This is a genomic window from Actinomadura darangshiensis (genome assembly GCF_004349235.1).
GTDB lineage: Bacteria > Actinomycetota > Actinomycetes > Streptosporangiales > Streptosporangiaceae > Spirillospora > Spirillospora darangshiensis.
In genome coordinates this window covers 1-18896 of sequence record NZ_SMKY01000176.1, presented here as the reverse complement: position 1 = coordinate 18896, position 18896 = coordinate 1, and the positions used below count along the sequence as shown (strand labels likewise).

Sequence of the window (18896 nt, the reverse complement as noted above, 5' to 3'; positions counted from 1 at the left end):
CCCCGGACGCCTTCATCGAGGTCAGGTGACCGGAGCGACGCGCCGGCGGGCGTGACGATCTCCTGACCTCGCCCCGGGGGCCCGCGGGGCGCCCCTCAGATGAACAGGTCCGCTGAGTCGCGGAATATCTGCGGATAGTCCGCGGCTGTCCTTGGTGCCTTCGCGGGGACCCGGCCGGTCGCGAATTATGACGATTGGCATAGAGTGCCCGCATGGACGGCACGAGCTCCGCTCTTCGCCGGGCCCTGGCCCGCGCGCGCGACGGCAAGACACTGGACCGATCCGAGGCCACCACACTGCTGCAGGCCCGCGGGGCGCAGCTCGACGACCTGCTCACCTACGCGGCCCGCACGAGGGACGCCGGCCTGGAGGCCGCCGGCCGGCCGGGCGTCATCACCTACAGCCGCAAGGTCTTCATCCCGCTGACCCGCCTCTGCCGGGACCGCTGCGGCTACTGCACGTTCGCGACCGTCCCCCACAAGCTGGACTCGCCCTATCTCAGCCCGGACGAGGTGCTGGACATCGCGCGGCGGGGCGCCGAGATGGGCTGCAAGGAGGCGCTGTTCACGCTCGGGGACCGTCCCGAGGACCGCTGGAAGCAGGCCCGCGAGTGGCTGGACGCGCACGGCTACGACGACACGCTCTCCTACGTGCGCGCGATGGCGATCCGTGTGCTGGAGGAGACCGGGCTGCTGCCGCACCTGAACCCGGGCGTGCTCACGTGGCGCGACTTCCAGCGGCTCAAGCCGGTCGCGCCGTCCATGGGCATGATGCTGGAGACGACGGCGACGCGGCTGTTCAGCGAGCGCGGCGGCCCGCACTTCGGGTCGCCGGACAAGGACCCGGCCGTCCGGCTGCGGGTCCTGGAGGACGCGGGACGCACCAACGTCCCGTTCACGACCGGCATCCTCATCGGGATCGGCGAGACGGTCGAGGAGCGCGCGGACGCCATCTTCGAGATCCGGCGGACGATGCGCGAGTACGGGGCGATCCAGGAGGTGATCGTCCAGAACTTCCGCGCGAAGCCGGACACCAAGATGCGCGACACCCCGGACGCCGAGCTGGACGAGCTGGCCGCGACGATCGCGGTGGCGCGGCTCGTCCTCGGGCCGAAGGCGCGGGTGCAGGCGCCGCCGAACCTGGTCGCCGACCAGTACGCGCTGATGCTGCGGGCGGGGATCGACGACTGGGGCGGGGTGTCGCCGCTGACGCCCGACCACGTGAACCCGGAGCGGCCGTGGCCGCAGATCGACGAGCTGACCGCGAAGACCGCCGAGTCGGGGTTCGCGCTGCGCGATCGGCTGACGATCTACCCCGAGTACGTGCGGCGCGGTGAGCCGTGGCTGGACCCGCGGCTCGTCGGGCACGTCGCCGCCCTGGCCGATCCCGCGACCGGCCTGGCCCGGGAGGACGCCGTCCTTGAAGGGCGTCCCTGGCAGGAGCCGGACGGCGGTTTCGAGGCGTCCGGCCGGACCGACCTGCACACGTCGATCGACACGACGGGCCGCACCAGCGACCGGCGCGACGACTTCGACGAGGTCTACGGCGACTGGGACGCGCTGCGCGAGCGGATGTCCGCGCCGCAGCGCTTCGACGCCGACGTGAAGACCGCCCTCGCGCGCGCCGAGCGGGACCCGGCGGGCCTGTCCGACGACGAGGCGCTCGCGCTCCTGCACGCCGACGGCCCGGAACTGGACGCGCTCGCCGCCCTGGCCGACGACCTGCGCCGCGACACGGTCGGCGACGACGTCACCTACGTCGTCACCCGGAACATCAACTTCACGAACGTCTGCTACACCGGCTGCCGGTTCTGCGCATTCGCGCAGCGCCGCACGGACGCCGACGCCTACACGCTGTCGCTCGGCCAGGTCGGCGACCGGGTGGACGAGGCGTGGGCGGCGGGCGCCACCGAGGTCTGCATGCAGGGCGGCATCCACCCGGATCTGCCCGGCACCGCCTACTTCGACCTGGCCCGCGAGGTGAAGCGCCGCGCGCCCGGCATCCACCTGCATTCCTACAGCCCGATGGAGGTCGTGAACGGCGCGTCCCGGACGGACATGTCGATCCGGGAATGGCTGGAGGCGGCGAAGGAGGCCGGGGTCGACTCGCTGCCCGGGACGGCCGCCGAGATCCTGGACGACGACGTCCGGTGGGTGCTGACCAAGGGGAAGCTGCCCACCGACCAGTGGGTCGAGGTCGTCACCACGGCGCACGAGATCGGCATTCCGACGACGTCCACGATGATGTACGGGCACGTGGACACGCCCGCCCACTGGGTCGCGCACATCAAGCTGCTGCGTTCCATCCAGGAACGGACGGGTGGGTTCAGCGAATTCGTTCTGCTGCCGTTCGTCCACCACAACTCGCCCATTTACCTCGCCGGGCTGGCTCGTCCGGGGCCGACCGTCCGGGAGAACATCGCCGTCCATGCGCTGGCGCGAATTCTGCTGCACGGTGCGATCTCCAACATCCAGACGTCCTGGGTGAAGCTGGGCGACGAACTCTGCACGCGCGTACTGCAGGGGGGCGTGAACGACCTCGGCGGAACGCTGATGGAAGAGACCATCAGCCGCATGGCCGGGTCGGAGAACGGCTCTTTCAAGCCCATCAGCGAGTTGGAGGCGATCGCGGCCCGTGCGGGCCGTCCGGCCAAGCAGCGCACGACTCTCTACGGCGAGGTAGCGCCCGAACGCTTGGACGCGTCAAGACGCACCGACGGCATAGGCACCTTCGGCAACCTCCCCCTGACCCCCATCTCCCGTTGACTCGCGGCGTGTTGTTGTTCTGAGCGCCGCCCGGATAACAACAACACGCCGCAAGTCGACGTTGTATGACTGACGGGTGGGTGGTCTTCTGCGGCGTCCGGCGGGCTGGGCTGCGGCCGTGGCGCTGCTGCTGTCGGGCGCCGGCGGCGGGGCGTGGGCGTTCGGCCTGTTCCCGGGGGCGCCGTCGTGCTCCGGGGCGTCCGTGCGGATCACCGTGGCGGCGCAGCCGGAGATCGCGCCGGCGCTGAGCGACGTGGCGTCCCGCTTCAACGTGGAGAAGCATCGCGTGGGCGGTCGCTGCGTCCGCACGCGCGTCACCTCGGCCGCGCCCGCCGCCTACCGGAGTGACGCGGCACTGCGGGACGGCGCGGACGCGTGGGTGCCGGAGTCGTCGCTGTGGCTGACCATCGTCCGGGAGGCGGGTGACGCGTCCGTGCCGGTGGCGGGGACACCGGTGGCCTCGACGCCCGTGGTGCTCGCCACGACCCGTCCGGTGGCCGAGGAGTTCCGGGACAACGACGTCGATATCAGCTGGAAGCTGCTGCTCGACGGCAAGGCGGGCGCTATCGGGGTGTCCCGGACCGCGGCCGACCCGAGCGTCGGCATGAGCGGCACGATCGCCATGATCGCGGTCGGCCAGGTCGCGTCGGCCTCGGACGAGGCGGACGGCGTGGCGGAGGCGCTCCGCAAGCGCGCACCCGGCCACCTGGACGACGCGGCCGGCGCCTCGGCGGCGGTGCTGGCCGGGCTCACCGGCGCCGAACGATTCGACCGTCCACTTGCGGTCACCACGGAGCAGGCCGTCGTCGCCTATGACGAGACGCACCGGCCGAACCCCCTGGTCGGCCTCGTCCCGGACGAAGGCACGCTGATGCTCGACCATCCCTACGTCGTGACCGCGAAGGACCAGCGCCGGCGGGCCGCCGCGGAGGCGTTCCAGGCGGCCCTGGGCGCGCGCTCGGCCCGTGACACCCTTCAGGAGGCGGGTTTCCGCAGCCCGGACGGCACCCTGGCCGCCGCCTACGCCCGCGAGCACGGGCTCGGTGAGAAGGCACCGCGTTCACTCCGCCTCCCGACGCGCAAGGAGATCGACGCGGCCCTCTCGTCCTGGACGACCTGATCGAGGACGTCCCGTACGATATGAACCCCTGGTTTTATCGCTCTAGCATGTGATTTGAACACCACCGCCAGCACGCCGCCGCGCGGCCACGGAAGGATCGCAGCATGACCAAGGACACCAGCGGCCGGCGCGGGCCCGGCGCACGCCGGCACGCCATCGCCGACCACGTCCTGTCGGCGGGCTCGGTCACCGCCGGGGACCTGGCGGAGCGGTTCGGCGTCAGCCTCATGACGATCCACCGCGACCTGGACGAGCTTGAGCGGCAGGGCATCGTCCGCAAGTTCCGGGGCGGCGTCACCGCCCAGCCGTCCGGCGTGTTCGAGAGCAACGTCGCCTACCGGCTGAAGACCATGCAGGCCGCCAAGGACGCCATCGCCGCGAAGGCCGCCGAGCTGGTGGAGCCGGGCATGGCGGTGATGCTCGACGACTCCACCACCACGCTGGCCCTCGCCCGCAGGCTCGGCGGCGTCACCCCGCTCACCGTGATCACCAACTTCCTGGAGACCACGAACCTGCTGGCCCGCGAGCGCGGCATCCGGCTGATGGCGCTCGGCGGCGAGTACGACTCGCTGCACGACTCGTTCCTCGGCGTCTCCTGCGTGGACGCCATCACGGCCCTGCACGTCGACCTGTGCTTCGTGTCGACCTCGGCCGTCTCCGGCGGGTTCGCCTACCACCAGGAGCAGCACATCGTGTCGGTCAAGCGGGCCATGCTGGAGGCGGCGGCGAGCAACGTCCTGCTGGTCGACCACACCAAGCTCGGCCGCGTCGCCCTGCACCGGGTGGCGCCGCTGTCGGCGTTCGACCGCATCATCGTCGACGACGGCGCCGACGCCGAGTCGCTCCGCGAGCTGGACGAGCACAAGGTCAGCTACGAGATGGCGACCTGACGCCGCTTTATAACGTCCCTCGGTGTTTTTATCGCATCTAGATCTATCATTCCGCCTCGGGGGCGCCGCGGATGCAGCTGGGGCGGCGCTCCACCAGGAGGTCCGCCGAGTGGCGCAACTCCGTGAGGACGGCCTCGACCGACGGCCGCACCTCGGCGCCGACCCGCGTCCACAGGACCATGCGGCGGTCCACGACGGCGTCGGCCACGTCCCGGACGACGATCCCCTCCTCCCGCTCGGCGAGCGCCAGGTCGGGGACGAGGCAGACCGCGCCGCCCTGCGCGACCATCGCGAAGATGATCAGTAGGTCGTTCGACCGGTAGCGCACATCGGGCCGGAAGCCGCCCAGCTCCACGCACGTCCGTTCGAGCAGGTCGGCGTGGTTGGTGCCGACATGCCCCGTCACGAACGGGCTGTGCGCGAGGTCGGCCATCCGGACCGGGCCCGCGCCGGCCGCGAGCGGGTGGCCCGCGGGCAGCGCGACCCGCATGATCTCGGTGACCAGCACCTCGGACGTCAGCTCCGGCCGCCGAGGGCGCGGGAGATGCGAGTACTCGTCCGTCAGCACCACGTCGATCTCCTGGAGCACCAGCGCTTGCAGCACCCGGTGGAACTCCTCGTCCAGGACGTCCACCACGAGATCGGGATACGCGTCGGCCAGCCGCGGCAGCGCGGGCGCCAGCACGTGCAGCAGCGCCGTCTGGAACCCGACGAGCCGCACCGCTCCGGCGACCCGCCCGCTCGCCGCGAGCGCATCCTCCTCGGCGCGCTTCGCCCGCGCCAGCAGCGCCTCCGCGTGCCCGGCGAGCACCTCGCCCGCCTCCGTCAGCCGCAGCCGCCGCCCGGCCCGCTCGACCACCGGCACGCCGACGTCCCGCTGCAACTGCGCGAGTTGCTGGGACACCGCGGACGGGGTGTAGCCGAGCGCGTCGGCGACGGCCCCGAGCGTGCCGCGCAGCTTCAGCTCGCGCAGCACCCGCAACCGTCCGAGATCCAACATGGTGAAGCGATTCTTACACAATCCCTACAGAAACCGTCGCTGGACCTACATGTTGGACGGAGTCAAACTGTAGGTGCGACGGGAAGAGCCGGACACCCCGGATCCCCCGATCGCCCGCGCGCGGGAACGCCCCCCTGCGATCCCAAAGGAAGAAGCCATGCTGTACGTGCTCGGCATCATCATCGCCCTCGCCGTCCTCGGCCCGCTGTTCGGCGCCGACAGCCGGGACGGCCTCGACTGGACCCCGAACAACTTCTGGCTGCGCCGCCGCTCGGCCGTGGACCCGGTCAAAAGGACCGGTAGTCCCGGACGGGCAACCGGGGACCGCGCCTCGGCGGGCGCATCCCGGACGATTCCAGCAGCCGGGTGACCCGGTACCGATGACCGGCATAGGGCTCCAGCAGTTCGAGCATCCCGGCGTCGTCGACCTTGCGGCCCGCCAGCGCCCAGCCCACCACGCCGGGCAGGTTGTAGTCGCCGACGGAGACGGCGTCGGGATCGCCCGCCGCCCGCTGCCGGACCTCGGCGGCCGTCCAGACCCCGATCCCCGGCAGCGACCGCAGCCGCCGCTCGCTCGGCTCCTCCTCCAGCCGCCCGGCGACCCGGGCCGCCCCGATGATCGTCCGGGCGCGGACGGCCTCCAGCCCCGACCGGTGCCATTCCCACGAGGGAATCCGGACCCACACGCCGGGCGGCGGCGGAACCCGCATGTGCGGCGCGCCGGGCGCGGGCTCCCCGAACTTCCGCAGCAGGTACCTCCAGCCCCGCCAGGCCTCCTGCCCGAGCACCTTCTGCTCCATGACGGCGGGCACGAGCGCCTCGAACACCCGGTTCGTACGCCCGATCCGCAACCCGGGCCGCTTCAGGACCTGCTCCCGGACGACGTCATGGTGCGCTTCGAACGCCTCGGGAACGTCGCAGGCCCCCAGTAGCTCGGGCACTCCGTCAAGCAGCCACTCGTCCCCGGACCCCCAGGCGGTGGCCTCGACGACGGTCCCGATCAATCTGAGCCGCAGCGTCCCAGGCCCTTCGGGCGTATAGGACGATCGCCAGACCGTCCCGTCCTGCTCGACCCGGAACGCCGGATCGCCCGTCCCCCGCCGATGCGGCGCCAACGTGCCGAGCAGGTCAAGAGGCCCCTCGGGCCGCCACTCCCGAACCCGGCCGGGGAGACGCCCAGCGGTCTTCTCCCCGGCCGCACCGGACGGGTCAGGCACGCTCAGTCCTAGGCAACCGAGCACCCTCCAAGAGTTCGACGTCACCGGACATGCCGCGCCTCGGCGGCACGGGGCCACCAGTCTGCCACCGGGCACCAGAGGGCTTCTGTAACTACTGGTATGTACACTGGCTCCCATGAGCACCTCGGAACGCCTCATCGAGAGCACGCGTGAGCTTCTCTGGGAGCGCGGGTACGTCGGCACCAGTCCGAAGGCCATCCTCCAGCGGGCGGACGCGGGCCAGGGCAGCATGTACCACCACTTCAGCGGGAAGCGGGACCTGGCGCTGGCCGCCATCCAGCGCACCGCGGACGAGATGCGCGCCAAGGCGGACGAGCAGTTCGCCGCCCCCGGAACCGCCCTGGAGCGGATCGCCGCATACCTGCACCGGGAACGGGACGTCCTCAAAGGCTGCCCGGTCGGCAGGCTGACCCAGGACCCGGACGTGATCGCCGACCCGGTGCTGCGCGCGCCCGTCGACGAGACCTTCGTGTGGTTGCGCGGGCGGCTGACCGACGTCCTGGAGGAGGGACGCTCCCGGGGCGAACTGAACGCCGCGATGAGTCCGTCCGACACCGCCTCGACCGTGGTCGCCGTGCTTCAGGGCGGCTACGTCCTCGCCCGCGCGGCGGACTCGACCGCCCCCTTCGAGCAGGCCGTCACCGGCGTGCTCGCCCTGCTGGCCGGTCTGGCCACCGACTGAAGGACGAACAGATGCACATCACCCGAACCCCCGCGGACACGACGATCCCGCCGGCGCAGTGGATGACCGGCGACGTCTGGATCGACGAGATCGGGACGCTCGCTCAGTTGAAGGTCGACAGCGTGAGCTTCGCCCCCGGCTCCCGTACCGCATGGCACCGTCACCCGCTGGGCCAGATCCTGCACGTCACCGCCGGCGCCGGTCTGGTGCAGCGCCGCGGCGGAGCCATCGAGGACATCCGTGCCGGTGACACCGTCCGCGTCGAGCCGGGCGAGTGGCACTGGCATGGCGCCGGGCCCACCACGTCCATGACCCACCTCGCCGTCCAAGTGGTCGCCGAGGACGGCACCGAGGCCGATCTCGGTGCCCCGGTGACCGACGACGAGTACCGCTGAACACGAAGGACGCCATGTACGCCAAGCAGTACGAGATCACCCTGCCCGCCGACTACGACATGGGGATCATCCGCAAACGCGTAGCCGACTACGGGCACATCCTGGACGACCGCGCCGGGCTGGCCCTGAAGGCGTACCTGATCCGCGAACGCGGCGTGAACGGCTCCCCGGTCAACCAGTACGCCCCGTTCTACCTATGGAACGACACCGCCGCGATGGGCGAATTCCTTTTCGGCGGCGGCGGATTCCAAGGCATCATCCGCGACTTCGGCCGCCCCACCGTCCGCCACTGGACCAGCGTGGCGACCGAACCAGGCCCCGCCCGCGCAATGCCGCCAAGAACGGCCTCCCGCCGCCTGACCACGATCCCCTCCGGCGCAGACCCCAAGGGCATGGCCACAGCCGCCTACATCCAGCACGAGATCGACACGCTCCGCGAAACAGCCCGCCACGCGGACGTCCACACCGCGGCCTTGGCGGTGGACCCGCACCACTGGCAGTTGATGCGCTTCATCCTTTGGCAGGAGGCCGTCCCCGAAACCGAAGACGCCACCGAACGATATGAAGTGCTCCACCTTTCACAGTCGCATTTGGAGGTCGTCCCCAAGGGGCGCCAGTGGTGAGTCGTCAGCGATTCCGGGGAGCCACCAGGCCGGATTCGTAGGCGAAGACGACGAGCTGGGCGCGGTCGCGGGCCCGCAGCTTGACCATGGCCCGGTTGAGATGGGTCTTCGCGGTCACCGGGCTGATCACCATGCGGCCGGCGATCTGGTCGTTGGACAGGCCCTGCGCGGCGAGGGCGACGGCCTCGCGCTCGCGGTTGGTCAGCTCCTTCAGTTCCGTCCCGGTTCCGGGGCCGAGCGGCTGCGCGACGTACCGGCCGATCAGCATCCTGGTGATCGACGGTGCCAGCAGCGCGTCGCCGCGGGCGGCGACGCGGACGGAGTGCAGGAGGTCGTCCGGCTCTATGTCCTTGACCAGGAACCCGGCGGCCCCGGCGCGCAGTGCGTTGAAGACGTACTCGTCGAAGCCGTAGTTGGTCAGGATGACGACGCGCACGCCGGCCAGCGCCGGGTCCGCGGCGATGCGCCGGGTCGTCTCGATTCCGTCCAGGACCGGCATGGAGATGTCGATGAGCGCGATGTCGGGCGACCGCTCCCTGATGAGCGCCAGTCCTTCCTCTCCGTTGGCGGCCTCGCCCACGACCTCGATGTCGTCCTCGGCGCTGAGCAGGGCCCGGAACCCTCCCCGCAGGAGCGGCTGGTCGTCCACGAGCAGGACCCGGATCACGACGGCCGGCCGACGGGGAACTCGGCCTGGACGCTGAAGCCGCCCTCGCTGCGCGGTTCCGCGCTCAGCCGCCCGCCGAGGGCGGTGACGCGCTCACGCATGCCGAGCAGCCCGACGCCGGGAACCGGGGCGACGCCCGGCTCGGCCTCGCCGTCGTCGTCGACCCGCACCGCCAGGGTGCCGGGACGGTAGTCGATCCGGATCGACGCCGTCCCCGCGCCCGCGTGCCGGACCGTGTTGGTGAGCGCCTCCTGGACGATCCGGTACGCGGTCTGGTCCACCGCGATCGGCACGCCGTGGCGCTCCCCCTCGATCTTCAGGGTCGTGTTCAGGCCCGTCCCACGGGCTCGTTCCACCAGGTCGGCGACGTGATCGAGGCCGTGCGCCGGTGTCCGGACGTCGCCGCGGAGCGTCCCCAGGGTCGCGCGCAGCTCCCGGTTCGCCTCACGTCCGGCCTCCTGGATCGCCAGCAGGGCCTCGGGCACGTCCTCGCCCCGCTTGCGGGCCAGGTGGACGGCGACCCCGGCCTGCACCTTGATGATCGAGATCTGGTGGGTGAGCGAATCGTGCAGCTCCCGCGCGATGTGCAGCCGCTCCTCGCTCGCGCGGAGCCGGGCGGTCTCCTCCCGGGTGCGCTCGGCCTCGTCCGCCCGCCGCTCGGCCTGCCGCAGCGCCTCTCCGGCGGCCCCGGCGGCGACCAGCCAGGCGATTTCGAGGACGCTCCGCGCCTGCGCGAACGCTTCGCGCATGGGCCCGTCCACAGGTGAGGCCATGACCGCCACCGGCAGCGCGGCGAGCAGAGCCACGCTCGCCGCCAGCGTGACGATCCGATGCCCGGAGCGCACCGCGCCATAGACCGCGAACAGGTACGCGACGGCCGGCACCTCGAACCCGACCGCCTGGTATCCGAACGCGCACAGCCCCGTGAAGGCCAGCACGGGCAGCGGCGCCCAGCGCCCGGCCGCCAGCGCCAGCCCGCTCGCCACCACCAGGGCGTAGCCGAGCCCCGCGAAGTCCGTGGCGGGATGATCCTCGGTGAGTGCCGTGACCAGCAGCACGACCGCCACACCGCCGGCGATCACCCAGTCCCGGCCACCGGCCCGGAAACGGGGCAGTCGTGTCCTCATGGCCGCACATTAGCCCGCTCCGGGCCAGGAATGACTCCTGCTCGCGGACGAGCGGCCGACTACCGCGGACGCAGTACTCCCCCGGTTCCCACGGTTGCGGCGGTAGCGGTGTGCGCCATTGGCCGTAGCCCGGATTGCCTCCATTCGGCGGACGACCGCAATGGTGTCCGCCGGACATGATCGCCCTATCCGCTCACCGAAGCAGCAGCGGGACGCAAGGGGGATCAATGGCAACCGAGAGAGCCCGCACGGATGGGGGTCTGGCGCGGCTTGCCCGGTTCTGCCACCGGCGCCGCCGCCTGGTCCTGCCGGCCTGGATCGTGGCCGTGGCCGCCGTGGCGTTCGCCGGCTTCGGCTTCGGAGCCGCGTCCGACAACGACTTCTCCGGCGGGAACTCCGATTCGGCGAAGGCGCAGAAGCTCATCGAAGCGCACTTCCCCGAACGCCAGGGCGACACCCTGACCCTGGCCATCAGATCCGAAAAGGGAATCGACGACCCGGCCGTGCGCCAGAAGGTCGAGAAGGTCATCGCCGATCTCGCGGCGGCGCCCATCACGGGCCCGGTGACGTCCCCTTACCAGGACGGGAACCTGGTCACTCCGGATCGCCGCATCGCCCGCACGACCATCCCGCTGACCGCCAAGGAGCCGAAGAAGTCCCAGGTCAAGCCCCTGGTGGACACGGTCAAGGACGCCTCGGGCAACGGCGTGACCCTCGGCCTGGGCGGCGAGACGGCGCAGAAGGCGGAGACGCCGGCGCAGGGTCCGACGGAGAGCATCGGCGTCCTGGCGGCGGCGGTGATCCTCTTCATCGCCTTCGGGTCCCTGGTGGCGATGAGCCTGCCGATCGTGACCGCGCTGGTGGCGATCCTCGGTGCGCTCGGCCTGATCAGGCTGGTGGGCTACGTGGCCCCGGCACCGGAGTTCACGGCGCTCGTCGCCGCTCTCATCGGCCTCGGCGTCGGCATCGACTACGCCCTGTTCATCGTGACCCGCTACAAGGAGTGCCTGCGGGACGGCGACGACCCGGAGAACGCCACGGTCAAGGCCATCGCGACCGCGGGCCACGCGGTCCTGTTCGCCGGCACGACCGTGGTGATCGCGTTGCTGGGCCTGCTCGCCATGGGGCAGCGGCTGATGGCCGGCGTGGGCATCGCCGCCTCCGTGACCGTCCTGGTGACCATGATCGCCGCGGTGACCCTGCTCCCCGCGTTCCTGGGCTTCACCGGTTACAAGATCAACTCGTTGCGGCTGCCCCGCCGCGCGTCGCGGAAGCGCCGGAGCCCCGCCGAACGCTGGGCGCGCATCGTCCAGCGCAAGCCGCTGGTCGCGGCCGCGCTGACCGTCGCGGGCCTGCTGGTCCTGGCGGCCCCCGTCCTGTCGATGCGGCTCAGCTTCGCCGACGCAAGCGTCCAGCCGCGCGACCGGAGCAGCTACATCTCGCACGAGATCATCTCCGCGGGCTTCGGCCCCGGCTACGGCGCGCCCTTCGTCTTGGCCACCACCGGCGACCCGGAGCCGGCCCTGGACGCGATCAGCAAGACCAAGGGCATCGCTTACATCACGCCCCCGCAGACCAGCAAGGACGGCCAGGCCACCACCTTCATGGCCTTCCCCGAGACGGGTTATCAGGACGAAGCGACGACCGACCTGGTCCACCACCTGCGCGACGACGTCCTGCCGAGGACGCCGGGCGGCGGCACCGTCTACGTGGGCGGCCCGAACGCCGGCGCGATCGACTTCGCCGACGCCGTGGGCGCACGCCTCCCCCTCATGGTCGGGGTGGTCATCGCGTTGTCCCTGCTCCTGCTGATCCTGCTGGTCCGCTCGGTCACGATCGCGATCCAGGCCGCCCTGATGAACCTGCTCTCGATCGGCGCGGCCTACGGCGTGCTGGTCGCGGTCGTCCAGTGGGGCTGGCTCGGCTCGCTGTTCGGCTTCCCCACCGAGATGCCGATCACGAGCTGGGTGCCGATGATGATGTTCCCGCTCCTGTTCGGCCTCTCCATGGACTACGAGGTCTTCCTGATCTCGCGGGTCCGCGAGGAGTACGAGCGCGGCGGCGACACCCGCACGGCCGTCACCCGCGGCCTGGGCCGGACCGCCAAGGTCATCACGGCCGCCGCCGCCATCATGATCGCCGTCTTCACGACGTCCCTGCTGGGCCCCGACGTCGAGGTCAAGCAGATCGGCCTGGGCATGGCGGTGGCCGTCCTGATCGACGCCACGATCGTCCGCATGGTCCTCGTCCCGGCCGTGATGGAGCTGTGCGGCAGGTTCAACTGGTGGATGCCCACCCGACGCCGCCGGGCACCGGCGGTTTCGCAGCCCAGAACCGGCGAAGAAGCCAGAGTCTGATCCTCCGGGAGGGGCGTGCCGGTGCGACCACGCGCCGTGCGCGCCGCCTCATCGCCGGCCCCTGTGACCGCTCTGGATCTCAGGTGTCGGTGGAGAAGCGGATGGCGGTGGGGGGGAGCTCTATGCCGGGCCAGATTCGGAGGCCGGGGCGCAGTTCGTTGCCGGGACCCACTACCGCGCCGTCGCCCAGGACCACGCCGTCCAGGACGGCGCCGGGGCCTACGCGGGCGCCTCGGCTGAGGACGGAGTCGCAGACGGTGGCGCCCTCGGCCACGAACGCGTTCTCCAGCAGGACGCTGCCGACCACGGTGGCGCCGGCCTCGATCACGGCGTTGCGGCCCACCGTGGTGCCGCCTCGGACGACGGCGCCGGGGGCCACCGCGGCGCCGGGGAGGGTGAGGCGTTCGCCGGGGTCGCCGGGCATCGCGGGGGAGGCCAGGGCGCCCAGGACGAGGTCGCGGGAGCCCTGCACGAAGGCTTGGGGCGTGCCGACGTCCAGCCAGTAGGCCGATTCCACGTGCCCCATGACGAGCGCGCCCGAGGTGATCAGGGACGGGAACGTCTCGCGTTCCACGGAGATCACTTCGTCTACGGGGATCGTGTCGATGGCGGAGCGGCGGAAGACGTAGCAGCCCGCGTTGATCTGGTTCGTCACCGGGTGGGGCGTCTTCTCCAGGAACGCGGTGACCCGGCCGTCGGCGGAGGTGGGGACGCAGCCGAACCGGGACGGGTCGTCCACCTCGGTGAGGTGCAGTGTCACCGCGGCGTCGGCCTCTTCGTGCAGCTTCACCTGGGCGCGGACGTCGTGGCCGGACAGGATGTCGCCGTTCAGGATCAGGACCGGGTCGTCCGGGCCGCAGGTCAGGGCGCGGGCGGCGTTGCGGATGGCGCCGCCGGTGCCGAGCGGCTCCTTCTCGCTGACGTAGGCGAGGTCGACGCCGTGCGCGTGGGCGCCGAACGCCGCCTCGAACATCTCGGCGCGGTAGGACGTGGCGAACACGATGCGCTCGACGCCCGAGGCGTGGGCGCGGGCGAGCTGGTGGGCGAGGAACGCGACCCCGGCCGTCGGGAGCAGCGGCTTCGGTGTGGAGATCGTCAGCGGGCGCAGCCGGGTGCCCTGGCCTCCGACCAGGAGGATCGCTTCCACTGGGTTCCTTTCGCCACCGCGGGTGTGGGGGCCGAGCCTAGTGGGTGCGCGTGGCGGCGTACTGGTCTACTGCGCGCTGGTAGGAGGCCATGTGCGCCTCGGCGGACGCCGCCCAGGAGAACTGCTGGGAGCGGGCGTGGGCGGCCTCGGCCAGCTCGGCGCGGCGGGACGGGTCGTCCATCAGCGCGGACAGCGCCCCGGCGATGCCGGCAGGGTCGGGCTCGGTGTAGGCGACGGCGTCGCCGCCGACCTCGGGCAGCGACCCGCGGTGCGTGGTGAGGACGGGCGCGCCGCAGGACATGGCCTCGAGGACGGGCAGGCCGAAGCCCTCGCCGCGGCTCGGGAGGGCGACGACCAGGGCGCCGCCGAAGAAGCCGGGCAGGTCCGACCAGGACAGGTAGCCGGGCCGCAGGACGCGCAGTTCGAGCGGGACGGTGGCGAGGGCCGCGTCGACCTCGTCGTCCCAGCCGCCGCCGCCCGCCAGGACGAGCGCCGGCGGGTCGGTGCGTCCCGTACAGGCGTGCACCCAGCCGCGGATCAGGTTCGGGACGTTCTTCCGCGGCTCCAGCGCCCCGAGGTAGGCGACGTAGGGTCGGCCGTGCAGGCCGAGGCGGTCGGAGACGTGCTTGGTCTCCGCCTCGGACGGCCGGTGGAACACCTCGTGGTCGACGCCGTGGTAGGCGACGTCGATGTGGTCGGGGTCGGCGCCCACGATGCGGACCAGTTCGTCGCGGGTCGCGCGGGACGGGGCGATCAGCCGGGTCGCGCGGCGGGCGGCGGTGCGGGTCGCCGACTTGATGTAGGAGGTGCGGACCGGGTCGTGCGGCTCGGGTTCGGCGAACAGCGTGACGTCGTGGATCGTCACCACCGTCGGGCGGGTCGCGCTCACCGGCATCGTGTAGGTGGGCAGGTGGATGACGTCCGCGCCGACGCGTTCGGCCACGTGCGGCAGGCCGGACTGCTCCCAGGCGAGGCGGGTGGCGCGGTGCGACAGCGTCGCCGGGCCGGCGACGACCTGGGCGCCGGGGACGAGGCCCTCGTAGCGTTGCGCGTCCGCGCGCTGGCAGGCGACGGCGAGGTCGGCGCCCTGCCGGTGCAGGGCGCACAGCAGCCCATCGACGTACCGGCCGAGCCCACCGCGGTCGGCCGGCACGGCGGTGGCGTCGAGCAGAATCCGAGGCGCCACGGTCCACTCCCCCATCCAGCGCGGTGGCGTAGATCACCTTTTACCCTTCGAGCCTACGCCCGCGGGGCGCACGCTCGCCGGATCTCATTCCACGCGATTCACGCTTGGCCCTACCCAGTCACTACCGGATCATTGTGGGAGGCCGACCCCCGCACCCCGACGGCTACCGCTTGCGCGCCTGGATCAGCACGATGCTGCCGCGCTCGTTCGGCGCCTTGCGGTCGGCGAGCGCGACGAGGGGGGTCAGCGGAGCGGCGGCGTTGAAGCCGACCTTGCCGCCGTACGTGGACAGCGACAGGTAGAGGCGCTCGGTCGCGGCCGTCCGGAACTGGTAGCTGTGCTCGACCAGGTCGAGGCCGCGCTCGTCCATCAGCTTGCGCAGGCTGTCGTGCGTGTAGGTGTGCTGGACGTGGTACTTCGCCTTGTGCGCGTCGCGGAGCTTCGGCCAGGTGTCGGCGCGGCTCAGCACGTCGGCGGACATGAAGATCTGGCCGCCGGGCTTCAGCACCCGGGCCATCTCGTCCAGCGACCTGCCGCCGTCGTCGAAGTGCTCGATCGCGCAGACGGAGAGGATCGCGTCGAACGAGCCGTCCTCGAACGGGAGGCGGAGCGCGTCGCATTCGATCAGCGCGGGCGCGTTCGCGAGCGTCCGCCCGTAGACCATCTTCCCGCGGGCGAGGTCGATCGAGACGGCGTCGGCGCCGCGCCGGCGCGCCCGGCCGGCCCAGTACCCGTCGCCGCCCGCGACGTCGAGGACCCGCTTGCCGCGCAGGTCGCGTCCCATCCAGCCGAGCAGCGTCCCCGCCTCGCGGTACCGGCACACGTGCACCTGGTGCCCCATGAAGGCGACCACATCCGAAATCTTCATCGCTCCCCAACTCTAGGTGGCGCGGGCGGCTGCGAGGTCGTGTTCGCCTACGCTGGGCGCGTGAAGATGAAGGTCGTCGCCGTCCGGGCACTGCGCGTGGTGCTGGTACTGCTCGCGCTCGCGTTCTGCGCCTACAGTGTGGCGCACCAGTGGGACGAGACGGTCCGCGCGTTCGAGCAGATGTCGTGGGTCTCGCTCACGGGCGCGCTGGCCGCGGGGCTGGCGGGGCTCTTCGTCTGGATGCTGGGCTGGCGGGAGTTCCTCGGCGGGCTCGGGTCGCCGCTGCCGGTGCGGGCCATCTTCCGGATCTCGGGGATCTCCCAGCTCGGCAAGTACGTGCCGGGCAAGGTGTGGGCGCTGGTCACGCAGATCGAGATGACGCGCGAGCACAAGGTGCCGCCCGAGCGCAGCTTCGGGTCGACGATGCTGGCGGTCGCGACGTCCACGGCGTGCGGGCTCGCGGTGGCGGCGGTGACGCTGCCGCTGACGTCGGCGGCGGCGCGCGACAGGTACTGGCCGCTGTTCCTGCTGGCGCCGGTCCTGCTGGTGCTGCTGCACCCCAGGGTCGTGACGTGGGCGCTGGACACGATGCTCAAGCTCATCCGCCGCCCGCCGCTGGAGCACCCGGTGAGCCTGCGCGTCACCCTCAAGGCCGTCGGCTGGACGGTCCTCGGCTGGGTGCTGTTCGGCGTCCACACGTGGCTGCTGTGCATGGCCGTCGGCGGCGACGGCAAGGGCCTGCCGTTCGTCGCGACCGGCGCGTACGCGCTGGCGTTCGTCGCGGGCTTCCTCGTCTTCATCGCGCCGGGCGGGATCGGGGCGCGGGAGGCGGCGCTCACGGTCGTCCTGACGCCGGTGCTGCCGGCGGGCGCGCCGGTCGTGGTCGCGATCGCGTCCCGCGTGCTGCTGACCGTCGCCGACCTGGCCAACGCGGGCGTCGCGTTCCTGCTGGGCAGGACGACGCCGGACGCCGGGAATGAACCGCCCGCCAAGGAGCTTGTGAGGGATACACAGCCAACGAAGGAGGGACCGTGACGGCCCCGATCACCGTGACCGACGCGACTTTCGCGGACGAGGTCCTGAGCAGCGACACCCCGGTGCTGGTCGACTTCTGGGCCGACTGGTGCGGGCCCTGCCGCATGATCGCCCCGGTGCTGGAGCAGATCGCCGCGGAGCAGGACGGCAAGATCAAGATCGCGAAGATCGACTACGACGCCAACCCGGTGACGCCGAACAAGTACGGCGTGATGGGCCTGCCGACCCTGCTGCTCTACAAGAACGGCGAGGTCGTCGAGCAGATCGTCGGCGCCAAGCCGAAGCGGGCCCTCATGAAGATCCTCGAACCGCACCTTTGACTTTCCCCGGCTCCCTGGCGGGAGGGGGTCCTGCGGCTCGCGCCGCAGGCGTTTCTGCTTCGCGGCCGACTGCGGAAGGGGGAGTCCCCTTCCGTCTGACATCAGCTCCACAGACATCACCAGAGTCGCCTCTGGCTACGGCTCGACCAGCCGCAAGAATGTTCTTGGCCGCGTTGACGTCCCGGTCATGCCGGGTGCGGCAACCCGGACACGTCCAGCGCCGGGTGGAAAGGCTCAGCTCGTCCAAGACTTGCCCGCAGTGCGAGCAGGTCTTGGACGAAGGATGCCAGCGGTCGATCACGATTAGGGTGCGTCCGGCGCGTTCGGCCTTGTACTCCAGTTGGCGGCGGAACTCGCCCCACCCGCAATCGGAGATCGCCTTGGCCAGCCGGCGATTGCGCACCATGCCGGCAACGGCGAGATCCTCGACCACGATGGTGTCGGCTCGGTTGATGAGGGTGGTGCTGGTGCGGTGCAGAAAGTCGGTGCGGGCGTTTCGGACCTTGCGGCAGGTGCGGGCGACCTTGTTCTTGGCCTTGCGGCAGTTGGCCGAACCGCGCTGCTTGCGGGCCATCCGCCGCTGGTGCCGGGCCAGATTCGTCGCCCTGCGCTCCAGATGGCGGGGGTTGGCAATCCGGTCCCCGTCCGAGGTGACCGCGAATTCCTTCACCCCCAGGTCGATGCCGATGGCGTGCCCAGTGGCCGGCAGCGGGTCAGGGGCGTCGGTGTCGACGGCGAAGGTGACGTACCAGCGGCCGTCCGCCTCCCGCGACACCACCACCATCGTCGGATTCAACCCGGCCAGATCCACATCCTCAAACGACCACACCAGCGCAAGCGGCGCGGTCGTTTTGGCCATCCACAACTCCCCGCCTTTCATCCGGAACGCCGAGCGAGTGTAATGCGCCGTCTGCCGTCCGGTGCGGGACTTGAATCTCGGGTGGCGGGCCCGTCCGGCGAAGAAGTTGGCGAATGCGGCGTGCTGGTGCCGCAGCGTCTGCTGTAACGGAACCGAGGACACCTCCGATAGGAACGCCAACTCCTCGGTCTTCTTCCACCCGGTCAACGCAGCATCGGTCTCGGCATAGGTGGTGCGTTGACCCTCGGCGTGCCAGGCACAGCGGCGTTCGGCGAGGGTCTTGTTCCACACCAAGCGCACGCATCCGAACGTGCGGTTCAGCACCGCAACCTGTTCGAAGTCCGGATATGCCCGGCACTTGTACGCCGTCCTCACGAAGAGTAATAATACGGCAACGACTAGTCACGGCACTGGGAAACGCGCGACTCGCTGCCATTTTCCCCGACCCGTAGGACTGGCCTCAATCCTGCAGGTGGCCTGTGAGCGCGTCGGCTCTTCCAAGATTCCGGTGGTAACTGAAGGTGTGTCGTTGGCTACGTGAGTGGATCTGGGTGTCACGGTAGGTCGCGTGTGACCGTGACATGGTGGATGTCGTGTTCCCTCATCTGGCGGATGTG

At 71.2% G+C, this 18896-nt stretch carries 17 protein-coding genes; 9 read left to right on the top strand and 8 right to left on the bottom strand.

The features are described 5' to 3' along the window. Window positions 1-212: 212 nt before the first annotated feature. From E1293_RS30305 to E1293_RS30295, 3 genes are all read left to right on the top strand, one after another. Window positions 213-2765 carry a bifunctional FO biosynthesis protein CofGH gene (locus E1293_RS30305; RefSeq protein ID WP_132200908.1) on the top strand — a complete coding sequence of 851 codons (2553 nt, stop codon included), beginning with the start codon at window positions 213-215 and terminating at the stop codon, window positions 2763-2765. A gap of 76 nt (window positions 2766-2841) precedes the next feature. Next, window positions 2842-3885: a substrate-binding domain-containing protein gene (locus E1293_RS30300; RefSeq protein ID WP_132200907.1), complete on the top strand. Its 1044-nt coding sequence runs from the start codon at window positions 2842-2844 to the stop codon at window positions 3883-3885. A 104-nt stretch (window positions 3886-3989) separates the two neighbouring features. After that, window positions 3990-4775: a DeoR/GlpR family DNA-binding transcription regulator gene (locus E1293_RS30295; protein WP_132200906.1), complete on the top strand. Its 786-nt coding sequence runs from the start codon at window positions 3990-3992 to the stop codon at window positions 4773-4775. Window positions 4776-4821: 46 nt separating this feature from the next. Here the strand turns inward: E1293_RS30295 and E1293_RS30290 are convergent, their stop codons facing one another. Beyond that, on the bottom strand, window positions 4822-5775 hold the full coding sequence (locus tag E1293_RS30290) for a LysR family transcriptional regulator (protein WP_132200905.1): 954 nt from the start codon (window positions 5773-5775) through the stop codon (window positions 4822-4824). Between the two features lie 287 nt (window positions 5776-6062). Continuing rightward, window positions 6063-6992 (bottom strand): DNA-3-methyladenine glycosylase family protein, encoded by a 930-nt coding sequence (locus E1293_RS30285; protein ID WP_132200904.1) that lies wholly within the window; start codon window positions 6990-6992, stop codon window positions 6063-6065. Between the two features lie 136 nt (window positions 6993-7128). Here E1293_RS30285 and E1293_RS30280 point away from each other — a divergent pair, with 136 nt between their 5' ends. The 3 genes from E1293_RS30280 to E1293_RS30270 are packed head-to-tail and all read left to right on the top strand — an operon-like array spanning window position 7129 to window position 8713. After that, a complete protein-coding gene (locus E1293_RS30280) occupies window positions 7129-7695 on the top strand; it encodes a TetR/AcrR family transcriptional regulator (protein WP_132200903.1) in 567 nt (188 codons plus the stop codon). An 11-nt stretch (window positions 7696-7706) separates the two neighbouring features. Further along, on the top strand, window positions 7707-8090 hold the full coding sequence (locus tag E1293_RS30275) for a (R)-mandelonitrile lyase (RefSeq protein ID WP_132200902.1): 384 nt from the start codon (window positions 7707-7709) through the stop codon (window positions 8088-8090). A gap of 14 nt (window positions 8091-8104) precedes the next feature. Further along, on the top strand, window positions 8105-8713 hold the full coding sequence (locus E1293_RS30270) for a DUF4865 family protein (RefSeq protein WP_132200901.1): 609 nt from the start codon (window positions 8105-8107) through the stop codon (window positions 8711-8713). A gap of 4 nt (window positions 8714-8717) precedes the next feature. Here the strand turns inward: E1293_RS30270 and E1293_RS30265 are convergent, their stop codons facing one another. Continuing rightward, window positions 8718-9380: a response regulator gene (locus E1293_RS30265; protein WP_132200900.1), complete on the bottom strand. Its 663-nt coding sequence runs from the start codon at window positions 9378-9380 to the stop codon at window positions 8718-8720. Next, window positions 9377-10507 (bottom strand): sensor histidine kinase, encoded by a 1131-nt coding sequence (locus tag E1293_RS30260; protein ID WP_132200899.1) that lies wholly within the window; start codon window positions 10505-10507, stop codon window positions 9377-9379. Before E1293_RS30260 ends, E1293_RS30265 begins: the two co-directional genes overlap by 4 nt. A gap of 227 nt (window positions 10508-10734) precedes the next feature. On the opposite strand from E1293_RS30260, the gene E1293_RS30255 reads away from it, so the two are divergent. Next, entirely contained in the window at window positions 10735-12864 is a 2130-nt protein-coding gene (locus E1293_RS30255; RefSeq protein WP_132200898.1) for an MMPL family transporter, read from the top strand. Between the two features lie 79 nt (window positions 12865-12943). Here E1293_RS30255 and manB read toward each other — a convergent pair whose 3' ends face one another. The 3 genes from manB to E1293_RS30240 all read right to left on the bottom strand — a co-directional run bounded on the left by manB (window position 12944) and on the right by E1293_RS30240 (window position 16065). After that, window positions 12944-14011: a mannose-1-phosphate guanylyltransferase gene (gene manB, locus E1293_RS30250; protein WP_132200897.1), complete on the bottom strand. Its 1068-nt coding sequence runs from the start codon at window positions 14009-14011 to the stop codon at window positions 12944-12946. Between the two features lie 37 nt (window positions 14012-14048). Beyond that, on the bottom strand, window positions 14049-15197 hold the full coding sequence (locus tag E1293_RS30245; RefSeq protein WP_132200896.1) for a glycosyltransferase family 4 protein: 1149 nt from the start codon (window positions 15195-15197) through the stop codon (window positions 14049-14051). Between the two features lie 163 nt (window positions 15198-15360). Beyond that, window positions 15361-16065 carry a class I SAM-dependent methyltransferase gene (locus E1293_RS30240; RefSeq protein WP_132200895.1) on the bottom strand — a complete coding sequence of 235 codons (705 nt, stop codon included), beginning with the start codon at window positions 16063-16065 and terminating at the stop codon, window positions 15361-15363. 66 nt (window positions 16066-16131) lie between these two features. On the opposite strand from E1293_RS30240, the gene E1293_RS30235 reads away from it, so the two are divergent. Together E1293_RS30235 and trxA are read left to right on the top strand one after the other, a co-directional pair. After that, the gene (locus E1293_RS30235) at window positions 16132-17100 is read left to right on the top strand and encodes a lysylphosphatidylglycerol synthase transmembrane domain-containing protein (RefSeq protein WP_132200909.1); all 969 of its coding nucleotides are present in this window, start codon (window positions 16132-16134) and stop codon (window positions 17098-17100) included. Further along, window positions 17097-17420 carry a thioredoxin gene (gene trxA, locus E1293_RS30230; protein WP_132200894.1) on the top strand — a complete coding sequence of 108 codons (324 nt, stop codon included), beginning with the start codon at window positions 17097-17099 and terminating at the stop codon, window positions 17418-17420. Before E1293_RS30235 ends, trxA begins: the two co-directional genes overlap by 4 nt. Here the strand turns inward: trxA and E1293_RS30225 are convergent. After that, window positions 17392-18654 carry an RNA-guided endonuclease InsQ/TnpB family protein gene (locus E1293_RS30225; protein ID WP_132200893.1) on the bottom strand — a complete coding sequence of 421 codons (1263 nt, stop codon included), beginning with the start codon at window positions 18652-18654 and terminating at the stop codon, window positions 17392-17394. The genes trxA and E1293_RS30225 overlap by 29 nt on opposite strands. Between the last annotated feature and the right edge of the window lie 242 nt (window positions 18655-18896).

What these genes read in the sequence shown, in the direction of transcription:
- E1293_RS30305 (WP_132200908.1), top strand. Translation starts at nt 213, where the DNA reads ATGGACGGCACGAGCTCCGCTCTTCGCCGGGCCCTGGCCCGCGCGCGC.
- E1293_RS30295 (WP_132200906.1), top strand. Translation starts at nt 3,990, where the DNA reads ATGACCAAGGACACCAGCGGCCGGCGCGGGCCCGGCGCACGCCGGCAC.
- E1293_RS30290 (WP_132200905.1), bottom strand. Translation starts at nt 5,775, where the DNA reads ATGTTGGATCTCGGACGGTTGCGGGTGCTGCGCGAGCTGAAGCTGCGC.
- E1293_RS30280 (WP_132200903.1), top strand. Translation starts at nt 7,129, where the DNA reads ATGAGCACCTCGGAACGCCTCATCGAGAGCACGCGTGAGCTTCTCTGG.
- E1293_RS30275 (WP_132200902.1), top strand. Translation starts at nt 7,707, where the DNA reads ATGCACATCACCCGAACCCCCGCGGACACGACGATCCCGCCGGCGCAG.
- E1293_RS30270 (WP_132200901.1), top strand. Translation starts at nt 8,105, where the DNA reads ATGTACGCCAAGCAGTACGAGATCACCCTGCCCGCCGACTACGACATG.
- E1293_RS30260 (WP_132200899.1), bottom strand. Translation starts at nt 10,507, where the DNA reads ATGAGGACACGACTGCCCCGTTTCCGGGCCGGTGGCCGGGACTGGGTG.
- E1293_RS30255 (WP_132200898.1), top strand. Translation starts at nt 10,735, where the DNA reads ATGGCAACCGAGAGAGCCCGCACGGATGGGGGTCTGGCGCGGCTTGCC.
- E1293_RS30240 (WP_132200895.1), bottom strand. Translation starts at nt 16,065, where the DNA reads ATGAAGATTTCGGATGTGGTCGCCTTCATGGGGCACCAGGTGCACGTG.
- E1293_RS30235 (WP_132200909.1), top strand. Translation starts at nt 16,132, where the DNA reads ATGAAGGTCGTCGCCGTCCGGGCACTGCGCGTGGTGCTGGTACTGCTC.